The sequence below is a fragment of the Pseudomonas sp. FP603 genome, assembly GCF_030687415.1.
Lineage (GTDB): Bacteria > Pseudomonadota > Gammaproteobacteria > Pseudomonadales > Pseudomonadaceae > Aquipseudomonas > Aquipseudomonas wuhanensis.
The window spans coordinates 1,151,669-1,172,028 of record NZ_CP117431.1; the positions used below are offsets into that span (position 1 = coordinate 1,151,669).

The window sequence follows — 20,360 nt, forward strand, 5'->3', positions numbered from 1 at the left end:
CCGGAGCCGCCAATCATCACATCGGCGCCGAGGGCCGTCCAATGTTATTGCCGTTGTTACCCACGAGGCGGTTGCTCAGGGCATGCATGCCGGTACCGTCCAGATTGTCGCTGCCGGTGAGGGTCAGGTTCTCGAGGTTGCTGCCCAGGGTGTAGCTGATCGACGACAGCACCGTGTCGATCTCCGCCAGCGAGGTGCCGCGTTCGATCACTGTGTCGCCGAGGTTGTCGACGAGGTAGGTGTCGTTACCCGCACCGCCGTCCGGGTGTCGGCGCCAGCCTTGCCATCGAGAATGTTGGCGGCGGCGTTGCCGGTGAGGCTGTTGTCGAGCTCATTACCCGTGAGGTTCAACGCGGCGACGCCGAGCAGCACGCCGTCTTCGACGTTGGCCGAGAGGGTGTAGCTCACCGCCGTCCTGATCAGGTCACGACCTTCGTCGGCCAGTTCAAGGACTTTGTCGGCGGCATTGTCGATGACGTAGGTGTCATCGCCGCTGCCGCCGCTGAGGATGTCGGCGCCCACGCCGCCATCCAGCCAGTCGTTGCCGACCCCGCCTTGCAGGGTGTTGACGGAGGCGTTGCCGAGCAAGGTGTTGTTCAGGTCGTTGCCGATCACGGTGAAGGCACCGAGGCCGGTGAGGGTGACGTTTTCGACGTTTTGCAGGCTGGTTTGGCTGAGGTCGACGGTGCTGGTGGTCGAGGTCGAGGCGTAGCTGATGTTCAGCAGGTCGCGGCCCTGATCGGCCGTTTCCTGCAGCAGCGCCAGTTCGCCGAATTGGTCGAGGACGTAGGTGTCGTCGCCGGCTCCGCCGCTCAGCGTGTCCAGGCCCGCCGCGCCGTTGAGGGTGTTGTTGCCGCTGTTGCCGGTCAGAACGTTACGCAGGGTGTTGCCGACGCCGTTGAGGTTATCGCTGCCCGTGAGAGTGAGGTTTTCCAGGTTGGCACCCAGGGTCCAGCTCACCGAGGAGCGCACGGTGTCGATATCCCACAGCCAGAAGCCGGTCTCAATGACCACGTCCTTGAGGTTGTCGACGATGTAGGTGTCGCTGCCGCTGTCGTCGATCATGACGTCGACGCCAAGGCCGCCGTCCAGGGTGTTGTCGCCGCGGTTACCGACAAGACGGTTATTCAGGGCATTACCGGTAGCATTCAGGTCGTCGAAGTCGATAAGGGTCAGGTTCTCGAGGTTGCTGCCCAGGGTGTAGCTGATCGACGATGCGACCGTGTCGATTTCGCTCAGCGAGGTGCCGCGTTCGATCACCGTGTCGCCGAGGTTGTCAACGTAGTAGGTATCGTTACCCGCACCGCCGTCCAGGGTGTCGGCCCCGCCCCGGCCGTCGAGGATGTTGGCGGCGGTGTTGCCGGTCAGGCTGTTGTCGAGTTCGTTGCCTGTGAGGCTCAGCGCTGCAGAACCGAGCAGCACGCCATCCTCGACATTGTCTTCCAAATAATAGCTAACCGCCGTCAGGATCAGGTCGTGGCCTTCGTCAGCCAGTTCGGTGACTTGTACACCATTATTGTAGATGACATAAATGTCGTCGCCGCTGCCGCCACTGAGCTTGTCAGCCCCGGCCCAGCCATCCAGCCAGTCGTTGCCGGCCCCGCCCAGCAGGGTATTGTCGTAGCTGTTGCCGGTCAGGATGTTGTCCAGATCGTTGCCGATCACGGTGAAGTTGCCGAGGCCGGTGACGGTGACATTTTCGACGTTTTGCAGGTTGCTTTGAGTGAGATCGACGGTGCTGGCGGCCAGGGTCGAGGTGTAGTTGATGTACAGCAGGTCGCTACCTTGATCAACGTCATCCTGCAGCAACGCCAGTTCGCCGGCCTGGTCGAGGACGTAGATGTCGTCGCCGGCGCCGCCGCTCAGCGTGTCCAGGCCCGCTGCGCCGTTGAGCACGTTGTTGCCGGCGTTGCCGAGCAGGGTGTTGTTCAGGGTGTTGCCGACACCGGTGAGGTTGTCGCTACCAGTGAGGGTGAGGTTTTCCAGGTTGGCACCCAGGGTCCAGCTCACCGAGGAACGCACGGTGTCGATTTCAGATATCAGGGTGCTGGTTTCGGTGACTACGTCCTTGAGGTTGTCGACGATGTAGGTGTCGTTACCGGAGCCGCCAATCATCACGTCGGCGCCGAGGCTGCCGTCCAATGTGTTATTGCCGTTGTTACCCACGAGGCGGTTGCTCAGGGCATTGCCGGTACCGTCCAGATTATCGCCGCCGCTGAGGATCAGGTACTCCAGATTGCTACTGCTGCCCAGGGCGTAGCTGATGGACGACATGACCGTGTCGATTTCGCTCAGCGAGGTGCTGGTTTCCACCACTACGTCATCAACGTTATCCACAACATAAACGTCGTTGCCTGCACCGCCAATCATGATGTCTTGGCCTGCACCGCCATCGAGAACGTTATTCAGTGCATTGCCGATCAGCTCATCGTCAAAGGCCGAACCGGTAGCATTTTCGATTTTGGCGCCAAAGGCGATCGCCAGCCCGTCATTGATCAGTTCCAGGTTCGCAATGTCGACGAATGCCTTGCCGATATTGCTGAATTCGCCCTCATTGAGGTTCAGTCTGACGGCCGCCAGCTGGTTGCTGGCATCGATCGTATCGTTGCCGCCGGCATCCCAGATAGTTTCGAACACTGATTGGTCCGGTGCCCAGCGATAGACGTTGTTGCCGGTTTGCCAAAGCATGTTGGCGCCGTAAAGCTTCTGGATAGCGAGAATATCCAGCAGCATCGGTGTCGTCGGCTGATAGGAATACGCATTGTTGTAGCTCATGAGCGTGTAATGCGTATCGTCGAGCAGGGGCGAGATCAGCGTGCTGTTGGATTGGCTCGACTCGAATGGATGCTTGAGACCCAGGGCATGACCTATTTCATGCACGAACGTCATGAAGTCGTAGGTGCCTTTGACGGGGGCGGAGTTGTTCGTGTCCGGGCTGATCCAGACATCCCCGCCCGACGGTGTCCGGTCGGGGAGGTAGGCCCAGGCAGCGGCATCGTCGTCCATGCCCCAATAGCCGCCGAATCGCAAGTCGCCCACGGTGTTGAGGTTGTCACTGACCAGAGTGAACTTGACATTAGCCACCGCGCTCCAGGCGCCAAGCGCAGCGGTTACGGCGTTTTGTTGGGCCGATGTCAGGGAGAAACTGTTCAGGAATTCATTTTCAATGCTGTACTTGGTAGCGAAGTACGATTGGGGGTTGAGGAAACTATAGGTCAGCCGTGTCGCGAAGATGTCTGCGCCAAAGTCCGGGCTCAGCCAGGAAGTGCCGTAGATCAGGCTGTCGACTTGTTGGTTACCGGTCAGAACAGATGGCTTTGTTAAAACGTAACCAAGAGGAGACGACATTTTAAAGATCCTGAGAGGGCTGCGACCGTCCTGTATTGGCCGCTACAAGAAAGCGATTTTGCACCAGAGTCAGCGTCAATTGATATCACGTGGCCACTATTTTTTTATTGATGACGTCAAAAAACTGGCTGGTAAATCTGTGTCGGCATGCGCAAGTGAGTCTTGAGGAATGCGCGCTGGTATCCTGTTCGAAATTGACTAATCAGGACCTCCCATGAACGTTCCGACCCCAGCGCTCATCCGCGAAACCTTTCCCGTCGGGCCGTTGCAGTGCAACTGCACAATCATCGGCGACCCGATCACCAAAAAAGCCATCGTCGTCGACCCGGGCGGCAATCACGAACTTATCCTCGCGCGACTCGACGCCTTGGGCCTGAAGGTGGTCAGCATCATTCACACCCACGCGCACCTCGATCACTTCCTGGCTTCCGGGCAGCTCAAGGAGAAAACCGGCGCGACGCTGCACCTGCATAAAGAAGATCAATTCCTCTGGGACAACCTGGAAATGCAGTGCCAGATGTTCGGTGTGCCTTACACCCCCGTGCCATCGCCAGATCGCTGGTTGGCCGACGATGAAGAGCTGGCTTGCGGGTGTGGTGTGGCGTTGCACACGCCGGGTCATACACCAGGTTCCATGAGCTTCTGGTTTTCAGAGGCTAAGCTGCTGATAGCCGGTGATACGCTGTTCAGGCGCGGGGTAGGGCGCACGGATTTATGGGGAGGCGATCAGGCGACTCTCGTGCGTTCGATCAAGCAACGGTTGTATACCCTCGATGAAGAGGCGACGGTGGTGACCGGTCATGGTCCAGACACCTGTCTGGGCGATGAAATGCGCGGTAACCCCTTTGTACGAGCCTGAAGATGCAGTTGTGAAAGGCACGACGGAATTTTTGGCGTTGGCCATGATCCAACGCCCGCAAAGGTTCATTGCTTAAGTCCGCTGCACCACAGAATGCAAAAAAGTAGGAGCTCTCCATGTTCACCTCGCGTCGTTTGATTATTGTCGCTACTGCTGTGGCTTTGTTGTCCGGTTGCGCATCGCAGAACCCTTATGACAACCAGGGTCAGGCTGATGGCGGCTCCACGGGCATGAGCAAAACCGCCAAATACGGTGGCCTCGGCGCCTTGGCCGGTGCGCTGGCCGGTGCAGCCATCGGTCACGATAACCGTGGCAAGGGCGCGCTGATTGGCGCCGCCGTGGTGGGGGCTTCCGCCGCCGGTTACGGTTACTACGCCGACCAGCAGGAGAAAAAGTTGCGGGCCAGCATGGCCAACACTGGGGTTGAAGTGCAGCGCCAAGGCGATCAGATCAAGCTGATCATGCCGGGCAACATCACGTTTGCCACCGATTCGGCGAACATCGCGTCGAGCTTCTACCAGCCGCTGAACAACCTGGCGGGCTCGCTCAAGGAGTTCAACCAGAACCAGATCGAGATCGTCGGCTACACCGACAGCACCGGCAGTCGTCAGCACAACATGGACCTGTCCCAGCGTCGTGCGCAGAGCGTAGCGACTTACCTGACCTCTCAGGGTGTCAGCGGCGCCAACCTGTCGGCACGTGGTGCTGGGCCGGATAACCCGATTGCAAGCAATGGTGATGTGAATGGCCGGGCTCAGAACCGTCGCGTCGAGGTCAACCTGAAGCCGATTCCGGGTCAGGAATATCAGCAGCAGGGTCAACCAGTTCAGCAGTACTAAAACCCGTCTGACTGAACCCCAGGCGTTAAAGGCCCGCCCGATCCTCAACAGGTCGGGCGGGTTTTTTGTGTCGTCTGCTCAGGCCTCTTCGCGAGCAAGCCCGCTCCCACAGGATTTGTGTTTGACCACTATTTTGTGATCGACGAAGAACACTGTGGGAGCGGGCTTGCTCGCGAAGAGGCCCTGACAGGCACCAGAGATATCGATCAGAAACAAAAAAAGCCCTCGGACGATCACTCATCCGAGGGCTTTTTCATGTCGCGCGAAACCTGATTACTTCTTCAGGCCGTAATGCTCATCGAGCATGCCCGGCGCGTTCGGGGCTTTGGGGGCGTAGTCGCGAGGCGGTTCCTGATCGCGCGGTGGCGTCAGGCGTTCCCGTGGAGCCTGCGCCGCGTCGGCGTGCAGGGCAGCCAGCAAGCGTTGGCGAGTCTGCTCGTCCAGGGCCAGGCGGTTGGCGCCCTCGGCGAGATGATCCTGCACTTCCTGATAGCTCTGAGTCAGCTTCTTGACCAGGGTTGCAGTGCTGTTGAAGTGGGTGACCACTTCGTTCTGATACTTGTCAAAACGTTCCTGAATGTCATCCAGCTGACGTTGCGTGCGGTTAGGCGCGGCATTCGGCACCAGGCGAGCGATCAGGAATCCAATGGCGACACCCACAACCAGGGCAAGAGTCGGCAACAACCAAACTAAGAGCGAGTGTTCCACGAGTCCTTCCTCTATAAACGGCTTTGCTTTACGTTAACGGCTCGAACCTGCGCTGTATACCGCGATTCACTCGCAATAGATTGGCACAGACAATTGGCTAGACGAGTCGACCCGATTCGAGGTCACGGAGTTCCTTCCTTGCTTATGCGCGAAACCCCTGTAGTAATTGATGGCCCGGTCGGCCAGCTAGAAGCCCTTTACCTGAATAATGACCAGCCCCGTGGCCTGGCGCTGATTTGCCACCCAAACCCGGTGCAGGGCGGCACCATGCTCAATAAAGTCGTCTCGACCTTGCAGCGCACCGCGCGCGACGCCGGTTTGATTACTTTGCGTTTCAACTACCGTGGCGTCGGCACCAGTGACGGCACGCACGACATGGGCACTGGCGAAGTCGACGATGCCCAGGCGGCAGCCGAGTGGCTGCGGGGCAAACATCCTGAAATACCTTTGACCCTGTTCGGTTTCTCCTTCGGCGGTTTTGTTGCAGCAAGTCTCGGCGGTCGCCTGGAAGCCAAGGGCGAGCAGCTCAAGCATTTGTTCATGGTCGCGCCCGCCGTCATGCGTTTGGGCGACCAGGATCAACTGCCGCAACAAGGCACATTGACCCTGATCCAGCCGGAAACCGACGAAGTGATCGATCCGCAACTGGTTTACGATTGGTCCGACACACTCGATCGCCCCCATGAGCTGCTGAAAGTGGCAGAATGCGGACACTTTTTTCATGGCAAGCTGACCGATCTCAAGGATCTGATCCTGCCGCGTCTTTCGAATTGATTGCAGTCTGACAAGCGATTACCCATGACGACTCGTACCCGTATCCTCACCGGCATCACCACTACTGGCACGCCGCACCTGGGCAACTACGCCGGCGCCATTCGCCCGGCGATCCTGGCCAGCCGTGACAGCAATGCCGATTCGTTCTACTTCCTGGCCGACTACCACGCCCTGATCAAATGCGATGACCCGCTGCGCATCCAGCGCTCGCGTCTGGAAATCGCCGCGACCTGGCTGGCTGGTGGCCTGGACGTGGACCGCGTGACTTTCTATCGCCAGTCCGACATCCCGGAAATCCCTGAACTGACCTGGCTGCTGACCTGCGTGGCCGCCAAGGGCCTGCTCAACCGCGCCCATGCCTACAAGGCCTCGGTGGACAAGAACGTCGAGACCGGTGAAGACCCGGACGCCGGCATCACCATGGGCTTGTACAGCTACCCGGTGCTGATGGCTGCGGACATTCTGATGTTCAACGCCCACAAAGTGCCGGTCGGTCGTGACCAGATCCAGCACGTGGAAATGGCCCGGGACATCGGCCAGCGCTTCAACCACTTGTTCGGCCAGGGCAAAGAGTTCTTCACCATGCCTGAAGCGTTGATCGAGGAAAGCGTCGCCACCTTGCCAGGGCTCGACGGTCGCAAGATGTCGAAGAGCTACGACAACACCATTCCGTTGTTCAGCAGCGCCAAAGAGATGAAGGACGCGATTTCGCGGATCGTTACTGACTCCCGTGCCCCGGGCGAAGCCAAAGATCCGGACAATTCGCACCTGTTCACCCTGTTCCAGGCCTTCGCTACGCCGGCACAATCCGACGAATTCCGCAGCGAATTGCTCCAGGGCCTGGGTTGGGGCGAGGCGAAGAATCGTCTGTTCCAACTGCTCGACAGCGAATTGGGCGAGTCCCGCGAGCGTTATCACCAGCTGATCGAACGCCCGGCGGATCTGGAAGACATGCTGCAGATCGGTGCCAAAAAGGCCCGCTCGGTTGCGACGCCGTTCCTCCACGAACTGCGTGAAGCGGTTGGCCTGCGTTCTTTCGTCGCCCAGACCCAAGTCGCAGCGACCACCAAGAAGAAAGCCGCGAAAACCGCGCGCTTCGTCAGCTTCCGCGAAGACGACGGCAGTTTCCGCTTCCGTCTGCTGGCGGCCGATGGCGAGCAACTGTTGTTGTCGCGCAACTTCGCCGACGGTAAAACCGCAGGGCAAGTGACGAAGCAACTGCAATCTGGTCAGCCATTGGACGTACGCAGTGAAGACCTGAGCTTCAGCGTCTGGCTGGAAGGCGAGTGCATTGCCGACAGTCCGGCCTTCGCTGACAGCGCTGCTCGCGATGCTGCCATCGGTGCTTTGCGCATTGCCCTGACACCGGTTCAGGAATAATCAACGGCTCGGTCCGACCAAGGGCCGATTGCCATTCCCACGGGCCGTCGCTACAGTGACGGCCCGTTTTTGTTGCCTTGCTAACGAATTATGACGCCCCTAGAACGATATCAAGCTGATCTGAAACGCCCGGAATTCTTCCACGATGCTGCCCAGGAAACGGCGGTGCGTCATTTGCAGCGCCTGTACGACGATCTGGTCGCGGCCTCGCAGAACAAACCGAGCCTGCTCGGCAAACTGTTTGGCAAGAAAGACCAGGTGCCGGTCAAGGGCCTGTACTTCTGGGGCGGCGTGGGTCGCGGCAAGACTTATCTGGTCGACACCTTCTTCGAAGCGCTGCCGTTCAAGGAAAAGACTCGCACTCACTTCCACCGCTTCATGAAGCGCGTGCATGAAGAGATGAAGACCCTGGGTGGCGAGAAAAACCCGCTGACCACCATCGCCAAGCGCTTCTCCGATGAGTCGCGAGTAATTTGTTTCGATGAGTTTTTCGTCTCCGACATCACCGACGCGATGATCCTTGGCACGTTGATGGAAGAGTTGTTCAAGAACGGCGTGACCCTGGTCGCGACGTCGAACATCGTGCCGGATGGCCTGTACAAGGACGGTCTGCAGCGTGCGCGTTTCCTGCCGGCCATTGCGCTGATCAAGCAGAACACCGAGATCGTCAACGTCGATAGCGGCGTCGATTACCGTTTGCGTCACCTCGAGCAAGCGGAGCTGTTCCACTTTCCGCTGGATGACGCTGCCCAGGAAAGCCTGCGCAAGAGCTTCCGGGCCTTGACGCCAGAATGCACGGCAGCCATCGAGAACGACGTACTGGTGATCGAGAACCGTGAAATCCGTGCCGTGCGCACTTGCGATGACGTGGCCTGGTTCGACTTCCGCGAACTCTGCGACGGCCCGCGCAGCCAGAATGATTACATCGAACTGGGCAAGATTTTCCACGCCGTGTTGCTCAGCGATGTCGAGCAGATGAGCGTCACCACCGACGACATCGCCCGACGCTTTATCAACATGGTCGATGAGTTTTACGACCGCAACGTGAAGCTGATCATTTCTGCCGAAGTCGAGCTTAAAGACCTCTATACCGGTGGTCGCCTGAACTTCGAGTTCCAGCGCACGCTTAGCCGTTTGCTGGAGATGCAATCCCACGAGTTCCTGTCCCGGGCGCATAAGCCATAAGCGTCTCAAAACAGTAGAATGGTTCGGAAACTAAAAAGGCCTGCAATGCCACTTATACCCTAAACATACATATCTCTTGTTTAGAGTAGGGAGAAGTGGCCAACAGACCTTAGTAACCGGGGCTTCAGTCCGCCAAAGCATTACGATGTATGAATACATCGTAATGCATCGAAACATGAATCCGTCGACTTCAGACACCAAGAACTTTTCGGATTGCTCGGGCAAAACCCACCTCGAACATTGTTCGGCCGCGCTCATTGACGATTTCCCCGTGACTACCCTCTTGAAAACCTCGCTCCTCAAGGTAGTTAGGTGATACCGCCTTTTCTAAGGCTTCGCGCTCCGTCGGAGTCAGTTGAGCCGATGGGGCGAGTACAGCCAGTGGGTGTTCGCCAGGCGCCGCCACGATAGTTGCGCCCAGCGGGCGCCGGTCCACTGTTACCTGCGTGCTGGACTTCAAGACGTTGAGTTGCGCCTTGAGCTTATCCCGCTCAGAGATGATGGCCTGCATGATGGAGCGGATGGCTGGTTCTTCGATACGCATCAGGTACTCATGGCTCGCTAGCAACTTTTGCGGCTTGGGCATGGGAGGCCCAGCGTATGCAGCCCATGCTTCAATGAGCGCCTTGTAATCTGCCGATTGCGCGTTGTAGAGCGCGCGGCCCTTCAAGATGCCCTCGGCTTCGGCCAAACGACCGATGACCGGCAATGAGAAGTCGCGGGAGCCAACTTCATGCTGCTTGCGACAAAGCTCGTGCATTTTCGCCAAGTTAGACCGCCGGTTTGAGCGCCCGCCTTTGGCGAGCAGAGACTCAAGGACTGCGTCTGGGTGGATGTCCATCTTTCGATTCATGCGTCATTTACCATGAGGATATCGTGCTCAGCAGGGAACGCCTGGCCCCTATTTTTTGTGGGCAACAGCATGGCAAGATCCATGTCGAATTGCTGGCTGAGGCTCTCGCCTGCATCTATCAATCGAATTACTTCCCGCTGACCAAGAACGGGGTTCGCTGGATTCATCTGCTGCCCAAGGCGGAGCAGGAAGGCGTTGCCGGCAATTAGTTGCTCCTGTTCGTTCAACAGCATGAACATGGGCGGTAGGTCTTGTCGGTAGAGAACTGAATCCAGCAACTGGCTACGGCGAAACACTGCCTTGCCGGATTCAAGGTCGGGGTAGAGTGCGATGTTTTCACAGACGCCAGCGAGCTGGAGCAATTCCGACTCAGTCTCCTGAAAGGCAATGTGCAAGTCCCCAATTCCACCAGCGGCCACCAATTGGTTGCCGTGACCCTGCGGGGCTTCAAGCGCCATCTTGCAGCGTTCAATAAGACGCCAGCAGGCTACAAGATCCTCTGCTAGGTCACTAAAACGCTTCATTGTGCTCTCCCAGACACGCTCTGCTTGCCGGTGGGCACCCATATACGCAAACGGCTGACCAGCGTCTTCCGCTTCAGCTTTCTGCTTCTTCAAGCCTTGGAGTTCATTCTCACGAGTGAGGCAAAGGTTGCGCGCCTCATCAAAGTGATAAGCGAGTGTATTGAAGTGGGCAACAAGCGCTGGCATGTAATGCGGTTCGGTCACAAACCAGCGACAGCGCACACAGTTACGGCTGCCACCCGGAACGGGCCCGTGCTTCGGATTTGAAGCTGAGCCGAAATTAGGGCCACCGTTGTAGCAACCGCCAACTACGCCGTTATCCTCGATTTCGCTGGTGTTGCCACCAGCCAGGCACAGGCCGTGATGCATCGGCATCCAGCCCACTAAATTGCGCGCAGCTGGATGCTGCGGGATGGCGGCAGCGAGACTAGGAACATTGTTGCAGATGGCCTTTTGAAGGAGTTCGTCGTACTCGGTGTCGAGCAAGAAGTTCTGGATACTCGCCTCTTTATTCGCATTCAGCCGCTCTGCCGCATCGAGCAGCATGTCGTGGATGCGGGTTGCGCCTGGCTTTGTGTAATACAAAGTCATTATCAGGCGGCTGTGGCCGACGAGCTTTTGCAGTACCGCGAACGGAACCTGACCTTCGAGTGCCAGCGCGGTGATGAGAGAGACGCGGAGGCTGTGTAATGGAAAGAGGGTTGTCAATCCGTTGTTCTGTTCTTCCTGCGGTGGTAGGAATCGAATCGGCGTACCGTTGCTATGGGTTTCTTCCCGGTCGGCAAGCCGCTGTTCGAGTGCTTCGAGTAGGCGGAACCAGGCTGGGGACAACGTAGTTTCCTTTAACGGAAGTTGACGCTCGTAAATACCAGACTCAGGCAGACGAAAGAGAAAGCAGGAGTCGGGGTAGGCCGCCAGTTGCACACGGCTCTTCGCACTGATGTGGCGGCCGTCTAACTCCGTCCATGCCGTGCGTCGAGGGATGGGGTTGTAATGCTCCTGCCAGTTGCGCAGCTTTTCCAGCCAGTAGAAGACGTCCTGATGCTCTAGCCCGCCGAAGAACCATGGCAACACGTAACCCTTCTCCGGGCCGGACTTGGCGATGTCGGCGGTCTTATTGGTATTGATGTAGAGCATGGCCGAGACCGCTTCGCCATCGGCCAAAGGTTGACTGCGGCGGAATACGCCCTGTTGCAGTGGCCGGCGTTCGTTGCCCTGCGCAAGCCGGCTATGATTTAACGTCCAGTTTCCTGCCGCGTAGCGCCAGGTGTCTGCTTCGCCCGAGTCGAGCATCCGGACTTGAAATGTGCGCAACGGCACGATGAGCTTCGCGATCAATGCCACCCAGCGGACTGGGCTCCACATTTCTAGACGAGTGCCGTTCTTCATCGGGATCTCGCGCCACACGCAGTCCGGATCGTTCCGGTCAATCTGCTCTTCGGTCACCTCAAACCAGTCGGGACCAGAACGCACGCGTTGACCAGTTTCAACACCGAGTGCACTTTGCGCCCAATGCCAGTCACGGAAATGCGGTCCTGCGGCGAGCATCTGCCGCAGTTCGTCGATGTAGCCATAGGGCAGAGGCGAATGAACGCTCTCATCCCGCCTCATCCGCACCTCGGAGTCAGAAAGACGTGGCACCGGGTTGTGAAAAGCAGGAGACACAACTGGTTCGCCATAGTCGTTGGCTTCGCTGAGTTCATGCAGTAGCACAAAGTGCAGGAAGGCGTGGATGACATTATTGTACTGGATGCCTTCTTCTGAATTCGGACAGGCCGTACGGTAGAAATCGGGCAGGAGGGTGGTGCGCGCTAGGAGCACCGCGGGATCAAGCGGCAGCCTCTGCTGGACAAGGTAGCGCTCAAAGAAGGACACAAAGGCTCTCAGCCTTTTGGCGATGCCAGTTGTTTCACCTTCTAACCACAGCACCGCCAAGTCACGCCAGGTGGCGAGTTGAGGGTAATCCCGCCCGACCCAGCTGAGGGTTATATCCGTATTACGCTTAACCCCTTTTACCTTGGAGGTCGGTTGGGCGGATGCTCCCTGATCTGTCACATTTTCGTTCTCATCCATGAAGGTTCTCAGTTGTTCAGTTCGATATCAGCCAGCAATAGGTCGGACTTGGAGAGTGGCCCGGGATACTTGTCCCGCAATCGCTGCGCGGCCGACTCTAGTGCCGCGAAGGCTTCGCGGGTGTTCGCCCGCGTATACACTTCCTGGCTTTCCAGCGAGGCATGATGCATGAAGCGGCGGATGAGCGCCTTGTCGACGTCGGCGTTGCGCAGGCGGCGACCGTAAGCATGACGGTGGCCGTGTGGTGTCGTGCCCAGAGCCTTGCTAACTGTGAGTCCAATGCGCTTGCAGGCGGCGGCATGAGCCTTATTGTATTGAGCCAGCGTGTACATGGCTCCAACAGGCTCTCGGTTCAGGTTGACAAAGGCAAATGGGTGGTCGCGCTCAATACATGCGATCTGTTCGAGGTAGCGTTGCCAAAGCTGCTGGAACCATTCCCCATACTCGGGCAGGAACCAGTACGCCTGTTTGTAATAAGGCCCATCGTGCGTACCACCCTTCCAGCCGGCGTGGCGGCGATCAAGCACGTCAGTGCGTGGCACGAGACCATACTGATGGGCAAGGTATTCTGCTCGTGTACCTTTACGCGGTTTTCCTCTTTCATCGCGCCATTCAGCAGGCCCAGCCCCATAACTCGGGTGGTGAACTAGAACGTTAGCCTGGTCAGGGTTCGAGGGGGTCGGGAAAACGTCCTGAATGTAGAGGTGAAATGGCTCAGATTCCCGAAAGCCTGCGCCGTGTAGCAGCAATGTAATCAGCATGCCGCGATAATCGCGGCGCCCGCCTGCGTTAAAACCGTTTAACAGTAGTTCCTCGAAGCACTCTTCAGGGAAAGCCGGCGGCTCGCCCTTTTCCACATTGGGCAAGCGTCGACTACGCATCCGATGTCCGGTCTCGGGGGGCGCATTCTGCGCCCAGGTATGACCAAGGAATGCCTTGTTACGCCGGTATTGGTAGGCAGCCGCATCGATCTGACGGTCAAAGGCGCCGCCCTCATAGCGGGGATTCACCTTTGTGGCTTCAGGGAGCATGTTGCCCAGCCAATCGAAGAAGTCGGTGAGGTGGGTGATGATTTGCGCGACATCTTTCGGCGATCGTGGAGCCCAACACAATCCGCTACTGTCAAGACCCGTGCTGCGGTCAAATGTCCCTGTGTATAGGCGTTGAGCGAAGTTCTGGAACAGTTGATAGGTGTCGCGCTCCGCTGTATTAACTTGCAGATATTCGAGGAACATCCGCAATGAGCGAGTTACCTTGATCATCCACATGAGGCTGCGGTCGTGGCTGCGATGGAGAAAGTAATCAAGCAACGGTTCGAGCACGCCAGCAGGCGTCATTAACGCTGGAAGCTCCGTATAAACGCCAGTCGCGTCGGTGTAAACACGAGCCTTGACTGTCACAAACACTAGGCCTTCCCTATCTACGCGATGTGCAGGTCAAATCGCCCATTCGTGACCTTCTTCAACAACCTGATGCGTCTCGCTGACCACGATGAGCGCCTTACCCCTATGCACCAAGCAGAAACTAGATACGAGGTCAGCGTCGACACCTGCTGCGGACGTTGTGTCGCCAAGCGTGCCAATCCAGACATAACGGTGGGTTTCGAGGCACGCCAGGTAGTAGCTGGTAGGCATTGCGTTGCTCCAATCGATGACGTTGCGAGGCGCCAAGCTGGCTAACGTTACAAGACGCACGAAGGCGAAGCAATGAAGTGAAACGTCGAGAGCTCTCTCGCCGACACAGCTCAGGAAGATGAAGGGAGTAGTGGAAGGCAATCAGGTATTGAGCCAAATGATGGTGATGAGAGTAGCCGGGCTCGCATTAGCTGTGCGTAATTGCATCGCACATGACCACCAGGTTGCATTTCCACTGACCAGGAATTTGCATTGGTGCTGACCATTGTTTGCATCCGGCTGACCAATGCACGCAAAAGAGACGACAGGAAGAGAACGGCGGCCAATAAAGCTGCTGGCATGCTGGCATGCTGGCTGCGTTGTTTGATTTGCCGCCTATACTGATCTACCCGCGTGGCTTGTCATTCGTGTCGTTTTTCTCTTCAAATAGCGTCGCGTTCGCCGTGGCCACCCTTAGGAAAACAAGGGCTTACAGGGTGTCAAGGAACTCTATACGACATTATTGTCGCGTTTAAATGCGACAGTAATGTCGCCTAATAGTAGTTGGGCGTCACAAGGAAGTACTCATGGACATCGCACCACTTCTTGAGCGCCTGCGGATGGTGTCGAATGACCATCTACGCGCTAGCCTTCTCACACAGAATCTGAGCATTGATAACGCAAAGTTCCAAACAGCGTTCCAATGCGTAGCTGCAAGTCATGATCTGAGCAACCCAGATATTGATTTCCGAGGGCCTCCGGATATTCCTGCCCAAGTGATTCGAGGTGGTCGCCTCAGAGCATCGGCAGTCTTTATGGTCTTTTCTACCCTCTGTTACATGAGGAACGAGCATCTTGAACGGGGCTTGGACGATGTTCCAGAAAGCTCCCCACTTCGGGCGTTCCGAGATATCTATCGCGCCGGTAGCATTAAACGTGGCGAGGATACCTTGGTCCAACACGTCCGCAACTCGCTTACCCATGGCTCATTTCAATTAGGGAAATCCCCAGTGATAACTTTTATCGACAGGGAGTGGCAAGAAACGCTGGCCCTTGATCAAATCTTGGAGCTCTGCGAACACGTCCACCGCCTATACCATGAGGCATTCTCGGGCGGTGTTCCACGACCATCCCATTGGTCCAGGTACGGGCAGGAGAAGTCGTGAAGGTGACGCCCAACAAGGCGCTTAAATCGCTCACTTCGTTCGCTGGGACGGGCTAAAGCCCGCCCCCTTAGCTTAATCGTTAGGTGGTCGCAGTTCACCGCTGCTTAATCCGCATCCTCACAACGGAAAAATCGCAATGGCTTTGGCTTCCGTAGCACCTTACGCTTTCAGTCCAAACGAATTATGGACCCTTGGAATTGCTGCCTATGCAGCCGTGGTTTCTACTTTCGTTCTAGGATGGGACGCATACAAGTGGCTAGCTTCTGGAGCAAAGATCGATTTATCCGCATCAACTGGGATGAAGGTCTTGGGTGGTCCAATTCAAGATCCGAAAACATACATATCCATAACAGCATGGAATGTCGGTGACCAACCCACCACCATCACAAACTTGGGAGGTATGTACTTTGATTCGTGGTGGCGCGCATACGTCACCCGACGGAAACCCTCCGAGGCTTTCATCATCACTGAACCATCGCAAGCCCAACGCATTCCATATCGTTTTGAAATCGGAGATCAATGGGTCGGCTTAGTTGATCAGGCTGATGACATCGTGCAGAAGGCAAAGAATGGGTATTTGTTTCTCATCCTCTACACGGCCAGAGGTGGGCGTGGTCATAGAATTCGCGTGAAAATTCGAGAGAAGGAGTCCGCTGAACCATGATATTTGTCGGTTGGCTGGGGGCATGCCTTATCCCGGCATGACCTTATTTATACGTCGGACAAAGTAAGCTTTCTATGAAACCGACCTCAGGAAGAAGATGTATGGATCCGACCGAACAGCATGTTAATGAATACCTAAGGGCGATCGGCTATACCAGCGTCGTGTTTGAGCCTGACGGAAATAATCCACCCGACTTTAGCGTGAACGGGGTGATTGGTGTTGAAGTGCGTCGCCTCAATCAAGAAAACAACTTCGGAAATGCCCCCCCAGAGGGGTTAGAGGACAAGGAATACTCGCTATATGACGGAATGCTGAATCTCGCTGGCAGCTTTGGCCCTCCGACAAACGGAAAGAGCTGGTTCCTGAGATATATGTTCTCTCGTCCAATTGGGCGATGGAAGCAGTTGCAGCCGAAAGTCAAAGATGCGTTGGATAATTTTCTGCTAGCACCGACCAATGAAAGGACTATGCTTCTCAGTTTGCCTAATTTTAGAGTTTACATCTCCCCAGCGAGTGCGGTCGGCAACTCTAAACTCGTTGTTGGTGGGTACGTCGACCTTCAAGCGGGAGGTTTCGTTATTTCGGAGATGGAACGTAACATCCGAAAATTCATCATCGAGAAATCCTGCAAGGTCGATCCTGTGCGCCATACACATAATGAATGGTGGTTGGTTCTAGTCAATCATATCGCTCATGCAGTCGATAGCTCTGAGCAGTCTGCTATCAGGGAGTTGCTGAGAATTGAGAAACTTAAGGCCGAGTATTTTTGGGACCGAATTTTTCGTCATTGACAATGTCGACTTCAATCAATGGTTTGAGCTCTAGCGGACATCTGAAGAAGCCCAACCTCTACGAAGTCGCAGGTCTGGAAACCATTCGACCTTAGCGCAGGACTCGCTTTACCCCAAGAATGGGATATGCCATTGGCTAACTCCTAACTTCACGCGCTACCGACGGCCGTCGTATGGAAGGTAGTGTCAGGGCGCACTTTGCGAACTCCTCTACCCGTTTTGCCAAATGGTAGAGAAGCTGAACAATACCGAGCTTGCGCTGCTGCGCTTCAAAGAGTCTTGCTAGCTCTCTTCCAGTTGATTATCTGAGTATGTGCCCGCTGACTCGAGCCTGCGAAGCTCGGCAGCACTAACGTTCACTGTAATGAAACTTCGGTAAACCGCTGGCTCTCCCGCCAGTGCTACGACTGTGTGCCCCTCATCAAGCTGGCTTGATGCAATGTGAACCTGATAGTTGCGCAGCAGCTTGACGACGTGAAGAGATGGATCTCTACTCGTTTTGAATGACAACTGTTGGCCAAGCAACTTAGTGACATCTTCAACTCGGCAAAGCTCGGTTAGTGATGCGCGAAAGTAAGCCCCTCTGACTTGGTCTGGGCGGAACGAAGTTGGGGAATCGTCGATTAGCTCAATCTGGCTCGCCATGTGTATCGCCGACTCGATGCAATGCTTTACCGAGTGAAATTGTCGAGGCCAACCCTTTGGTTTGGGTGGCAGCACGAAACCATGCGACACATCGACAAACCGATTTGCCTCAAAATTCGGAACCTTCGTCTTATGCGCCATGAGCGTCCTTACATTAAGCAAACGACAAAAGTGGCGTAAGGCTTTTCGCCATTTGTATCTGATCATGCCCCATGCTCACCCGCAACTCTATGGTTTGGGTGTCGAATCGGAAATACGAAAGAGGGGCTGCGAGAAGAGCGACATGATTTGCACGCACGTTACTGCTCGCTGCGAAGCATCTCCATGGTTCGCTTTTGGCCGAACTGGACCGTGCATGCCGGTATCTCACGACGTCTGCTTACAAGGCATAAGAGGTCACTCCCAGCCGAGCACTCAAGGCACAGTCAGTATTGGGGAGCCTACAGAATTCGGAAATAATCGTACGCTAAGGTTTCAGACTCTAGCGGCGGGCCAGATCCAGAGTTCACCCACCTCCATCCGCCTGGCTCCCGAAGGCCCACGGGCTGTGGCCTATACTGAATCGGTCAATGTGTTCGCAACCAACGTGTAGTACTGAAAGGAATCCCCACGACATGGCCGATATCGAGAACCCCTCCGAACAGCTAGAAGCGCGTTTTACCGAGTTGAAAGCGCAGTATCAGCGGTTGCAGGACGATTACGACGATGAAGTTCTTTTGTGCACGGGTCTGCTACGCGCCCTGGCCAATGCAGACTATGGCTTTTGTGAGACGCTGGTGAAGCACGCCGACTGCTCGGCTGAGCGCAAGGCCGACGCACTTCAATACATCGCCGATGCGCGTGCTGGGTATGATTGAGCGGACTAGCGGTTATGCCGAGATAAAGGAAATTTAGGACATTGGCGCTGTATGTAATTGTTTTAGAGTCGTTTTCTTCGTGTCATCCGCTACGATCCTCACGTGTGTGCCACAGGCGCAGCAGGTAGATATTTGAGCAGCAGCGCTACCGGGCCAGCGGCCTCAACCTGGTAACAGCTGCTATCGTACTGTGGGGCACGGTCTACCTGGAACGGGCCACCCAGGGGCTGGCTGACACCGGAAAGCCGGTGAATACCGACCTGTATCAGTACCTGTCGCCGCTGGGCTGGGAGCACATCAATCTGACTGGCGATTACGTCTGGCGGCAGAGTCGCCGGCTGGAAGACGGGAAATACCGACCACTGCGAAAGCTATAAGTAATAACTACGCTAAAAACAGCTAGTTACGAACCAAATGAGTGAATTTTTCCTTTATCTCGGCATGGCTTCGTCATAGATCAACAGCAGGGGTGTCAAAATGTCGAAAGGAGATCGCCTTTTCCGAGGGCCGGAAAGTCACGCGGCGGAAAAGTTATCCAGAGATGCACTCGCACCATTCCTGAACGATCGAGGCTACGTTGTCATTGACGACGAGCGAAAACGAACGGGCGTGGCCATTCAGCAGTTCATCAGTCTCCGCACTCCCGATGGCCAGGTACTGAGCATGCGCGTCCGACTGTGCTGGCGGCGCGATGGACGAAATCCCAACGAGAAGAAATACGCAGCGGCTCAGTTGGCGGCGCATCTGCGGAAAGGTGGATGGGATGCGACGCTGGAGCACATCACAACGAGAGATACGAAGCGCGGGCTCACTCACAATTTGCTCGTGCAGCGTGACGAAGGCGCCATTATCTTTGCCGCGCTCATTCCTATCGAAAGCCTCCATGCCATCTGGAGCCGCCAGCGCGAAGTCAGCGATGACCTGCAACGCCGTGAGTTGAAGGGACGAGCCAAGAAGAATCATGCTCAGAACGGCACCAGCCCGACTCTGTGGTTACAGGATGACCGGACACCTGACGGACACGAGGTGGCCGACGCACTGTGGCAGTGGCCGGGTGTGATCGATTTAGCCAAGCTCACTCCCCATGTAGTGGTCGACGATACCTACGACGACTGCCCGGCGCCGTACTATTCGTCTTTGGGTCGAGATGAAGGCGAGCGCGTGCCCGTGCTTCGCTCGGAGGTTCGTCGCGATCCGCATGTACGTCGAGCTGTACTCGAAAGGGCTGGGTTTGCGTGCGAGCGTGAGGATTGTGGCAAGCGCCGGGAATTCCCTGGCTTCCTGGATGTTCATCACATCTTAGGGGCCGAGAAATCAGACCGTGTATACAACTGCGTGGCCCTGTGCCCGTGCTGTCACCGCGAAGCGCACTATGCGCCAGATGCGGATGAACTCAACAAGCAGCTACTTACATATGCCAAGAGGTTCGGCTGAACCACTTTGCAGTGGGAGGCCCCTATCGTGCTCGGCGATTACGTCTCGTGGCAGGGCCGCTGCGTAATTGCACAGACTTGACCACCCATTTCCGCCTCTTTCAGGTGAGCCACCTAGAGGGGCCAGTGTGTTCGTAGCCTGGCTAGCTCTCGCTCTAATGCACACAACTCTTTGTTGAACACGGCCAATTCCTCAAGGCTGTATTCAATGCATTGCTGCGCACCGGAGGGAAGTCCAATGACATTGACGATCTTGTGACGGTGCGCCTCGACGCCCCATCGACCGTGGGCCATCTGATTGCGCCGCACCCGAGCGGCATGCATATGCTCAATCCATCGTTCATAGGCCGCACGGCGTTTGGAGCCGGCGGGTAACCTCTCTGCAACTTGGGTCGAAAGCGTTTCGAGCTTCGTATGGATGTTCTGCCCTTCGATCGATTTCGATAAAGTTTCCAACTTTGTGCCGTTGTCCAACCACGCCAAGCAGAGCCCTAAATTCACATCGATGTATGAGAACGCGAAGAGCATCTGTCCGAGTAACAATGCAGCCTCAGCTTGCATCGCCTCTTGACGTGCCATCAGTTGTCCAGCTGTTTCGATCGGGTCAGGCGTTGAATTAGGTTCCAAGGCTTTCTCGCATTCGTAGTC

General features: G+C 56.4%; 17 protein-coding genes and 1 pseudogene. 10 read left to right on the plus strand and 8 right to left on the minus strand.

Annotated features, from left to right (window positions below; translation table 11 throughout):
* Positions 1 to 16: 16 nt before the first annotated feature.
* The gene (locus PSH65_RS05400; protein ID WP_305425241.1) at positions 17 to 211 is read right to left on the minus strand and encodes a hypothetical protein; all 195 of its coding nucleotides are present in this window, start codon (positions 209 to 211) and stop codon (positions 17 to 19) included.
* Positions 208 to 3,348 (minus strand): M10 family metallopeptidase C-terminal domain-containing protein, encoded by a 3,141-nt coding sequence (locus PSH65_RS05405; RefSeq protein WP_305425242.1) that lies wholly within the window; start codon positions 3,346 to 3,348, stop codon positions 208 to 210. Before PSH65_RS05405 ends, PSH65_RS05400 begins: the two co-directional genes overlap by 4 nt.
* A gap of 214 nt (positions 3,349 to 3,562) precedes the next feature.
* Here PSH65_RS05405 and PSH65_RS05410 point away from each other — a divergent pair, with 214 nt between their 5' ends.
* Positions 3,563 to 4,207, plus strand: coding sequence for an MBL fold metallo-hydrolase (locus PSH65_RS05410; protein WP_305425243.1), 645 nt, complete (start codon positions 3,563 to 3,565; stop codon positions 4,205 to 4,207).
* A 116-nt stretch (positions 4,208 to 4,323) separates the two neighbouring features.
* Positions 4,324 to 5,046, plus strand: coding sequence for an OmpA family protein (locus PSH65_RS05415; RefSeq protein ID WP_305425244.1), 723 nt, complete (start codon positions 4,324 to 4,326; stop codon positions 5,044 to 5,046).
* Positions 5,047 to 5,319: 273 nt separating this feature from the next.
* On the opposite strand, the gene PSH65_RS05420 is transcribed toward PSH65_RS05415, so the two are convergent.
* Positions 5,320 to 5,754: a YhcB family protein gene (locus tag PSH65_RS05420; protein ID WP_305425246.1), complete on the minus strand. Its 435-nt coding sequence runs from the start codon at positions 5,752 to 5,754 to the stop codon at positions 5,320 to 5,322.
* 144 nt (positions 5,755 to 5,898) lie between these two features.
* Here PSH65_RS05420 and PSH65_RS05425 point away from each other — a divergent pair, with 144 nt between their 5' ends.
* The 3 genes from PSH65_RS05425 to zapE all read left to right on the plus strand — a co-directional run bounded on the left by PSH65_RS05425 (position 5,899) and on the right by zapE (position 9,093).
* Positions 5,899 to 6,528 (plus strand): alpha/beta hydrolase, encoded by a 630-nt coding sequence (locus PSH65_RS05425; RefSeq protein ID WP_305425247.1) that lies wholly within the window; start codon positions 5,899 to 5,901, stop codon positions 6,526 to 6,528.
* Positions 6,529 to 6,552: 24 nt separating this feature from the next.
* Positions 6,553 to 7,908 carry a tryptophan--tRNA ligase gene (locus PSH65_RS05430; protein ID WP_305425248.1) on the plus strand — a complete coding sequence of 452 codons (1,356 nt, stop codon included), beginning with the start codon at positions 6,553 to 6,555 and terminating at the stop codon, positions 7,906 to 7,908.
* Positions 7,909 to 7,998: 90 nt separating this feature from the next.
* Complete coding sequence (zapE, locus tag PSH65_RS05435; RefSeq protein WP_305425249.1) at positions 7,999 to 9,093, plus strand: cell division protein ZapE; 1,095 nt, start codon at positions 7,999 to 8,001, stop codon at positions 9,091 to 9,093.
* A gap of 190 nt (positions 9,094 to 9,283) precedes the next feature.
* Here zapE and gmtX read toward each other — a convergent pair whose 3' ends face one another.
* From gmtX to PSH65_RS05455, 4 genes are read right to left on the minus strand one after another with little or no spacing between them, the layout of a single operon-like run.
* The gene (gene gmtX / locus PSH65_RS05440; protein ID WP_305425250.1) at positions 9,284 to 9,946 is read right to left on the minus strand and encodes a gamma-mobile-trio protein GmtX; all 663 of its coding nucleotides are present in this window, start codon (positions 9,944 to 9,946) and stop codon (positions 9,284 to 9,286) included.
* Positions 9,943 to 12,543, minus strand: a complete 2,601-nt coding sequence (locus tag PSH65_RS05445) for a VPA1269 family protein (RefSeq protein WP_305425251.1) — start codon at positions 12,541 to 12,543, stop codon at positions 9,943 to 9,945. Before PSH65_RS05445 ends, gmtX begins: the two co-directional genes overlap by 4 nt.
* A gap of 8 nt (positions 12,544 to 12,551) precedes the next feature.
* A complete protein-coding gene (gene gmtY, locus PSH65_RS05450; RefSeq protein ID WP_305425252.1) occupies positions 12,552 to 13,949 on the minus strand; it encodes a gamma-mobile-trio recombinase GmtY in 1,398 nt (465 codons plus the stop codon).
* Between the two features lie 30 nt (positions 13,950 to 13,979).
* A complete protein-coding gene (locus PSH65_RS05455; RefSeq protein ID WP_305425253.1) occupies positions 13,980 to 14,177 on the minus strand; it encodes a hypothetical protein in 198 nt (65 codons plus the stop codon).
* A 1,281-nt stretch (positions 14,178 to 15,458) separates the two neighbouring features.
* Between PSH65_RS05455 and PSH65_RS05460 the strand changes: the two genes are divergently transcribed.
* From PSH65_RS05460 to PSH65_RS05480, 5 genes and pseudogenes are all read left to right on the plus strand, one after another.
* Complete coding sequence (locus PSH65_RS05460) at positions 15,459 to 15,986, plus strand: hypothetical protein (protein ID WP_305425254.1); 528 nt, start codon at positions 15,459 to 15,461, stop codon at positions 15,984 to 15,986.
* Between the two features lie 101 nt (positions 15,987 to 16,087).
* Complete coding sequence (locus PSH65_RS05465; protein WP_305425255.1) at positions 16,088 to 16,777, plus strand: hypothetical protein; 690 nt, start codon at positions 16,088 to 16,090, stop codon at positions 16,775 to 16,777.
* Between the two features lie 1,259 nt (positions 16,778 to 18,036).
* Complete coding sequence (locus tag PSH65_RS05470; protein WP_305425256.1) at positions 18,037 to 18,279, plus strand: hypothetical protein; 243 nt, start codon at positions 18,037 to 18,039, stop codon at positions 18,277 to 18,279.
* A gap of 131 nt (positions 18,280 to 18,410) precedes the next feature.
* A pseudogene (locus tag PSH65_RS05475) lies at positions 18,411 to 18,656 on the plus strand (Tn3 family transposase); the annotation flags it as partial.
* 100 nt (positions 18,657 to 18,756) lie between these two features.
* The gene (locus PSH65_RS05480) at positions 18,757 to 19,713 is read left to right on the plus strand and encodes an HNH endonuclease signature motif containing protein (protein ID WP_305425257.1); all 957 of its coding nucleotides are present in this window, start codon (positions 18,757 to 18,759) and stop codon (positions 19,711 to 19,713) included.
* A 113-nt stretch (positions 19,714 to 19,826) separates the two neighbouring features.
* On the opposite strand, the gene PSH65_RS05485 is transcribed toward PSH65_RS05480, so the two are convergent.
* On the minus strand, positions 19,827 to 20,291 hold the full coding sequence (locus PSH65_RS05485) for a hypothetical protein (protein WP_305425258.1): 465 nt from the start codon (positions 20,289 to 20,291) through the stop codon (positions 19,827 to 19,829).
* Positions 20,292 to 20,360 lie beyond the last annotated feature (69 nt).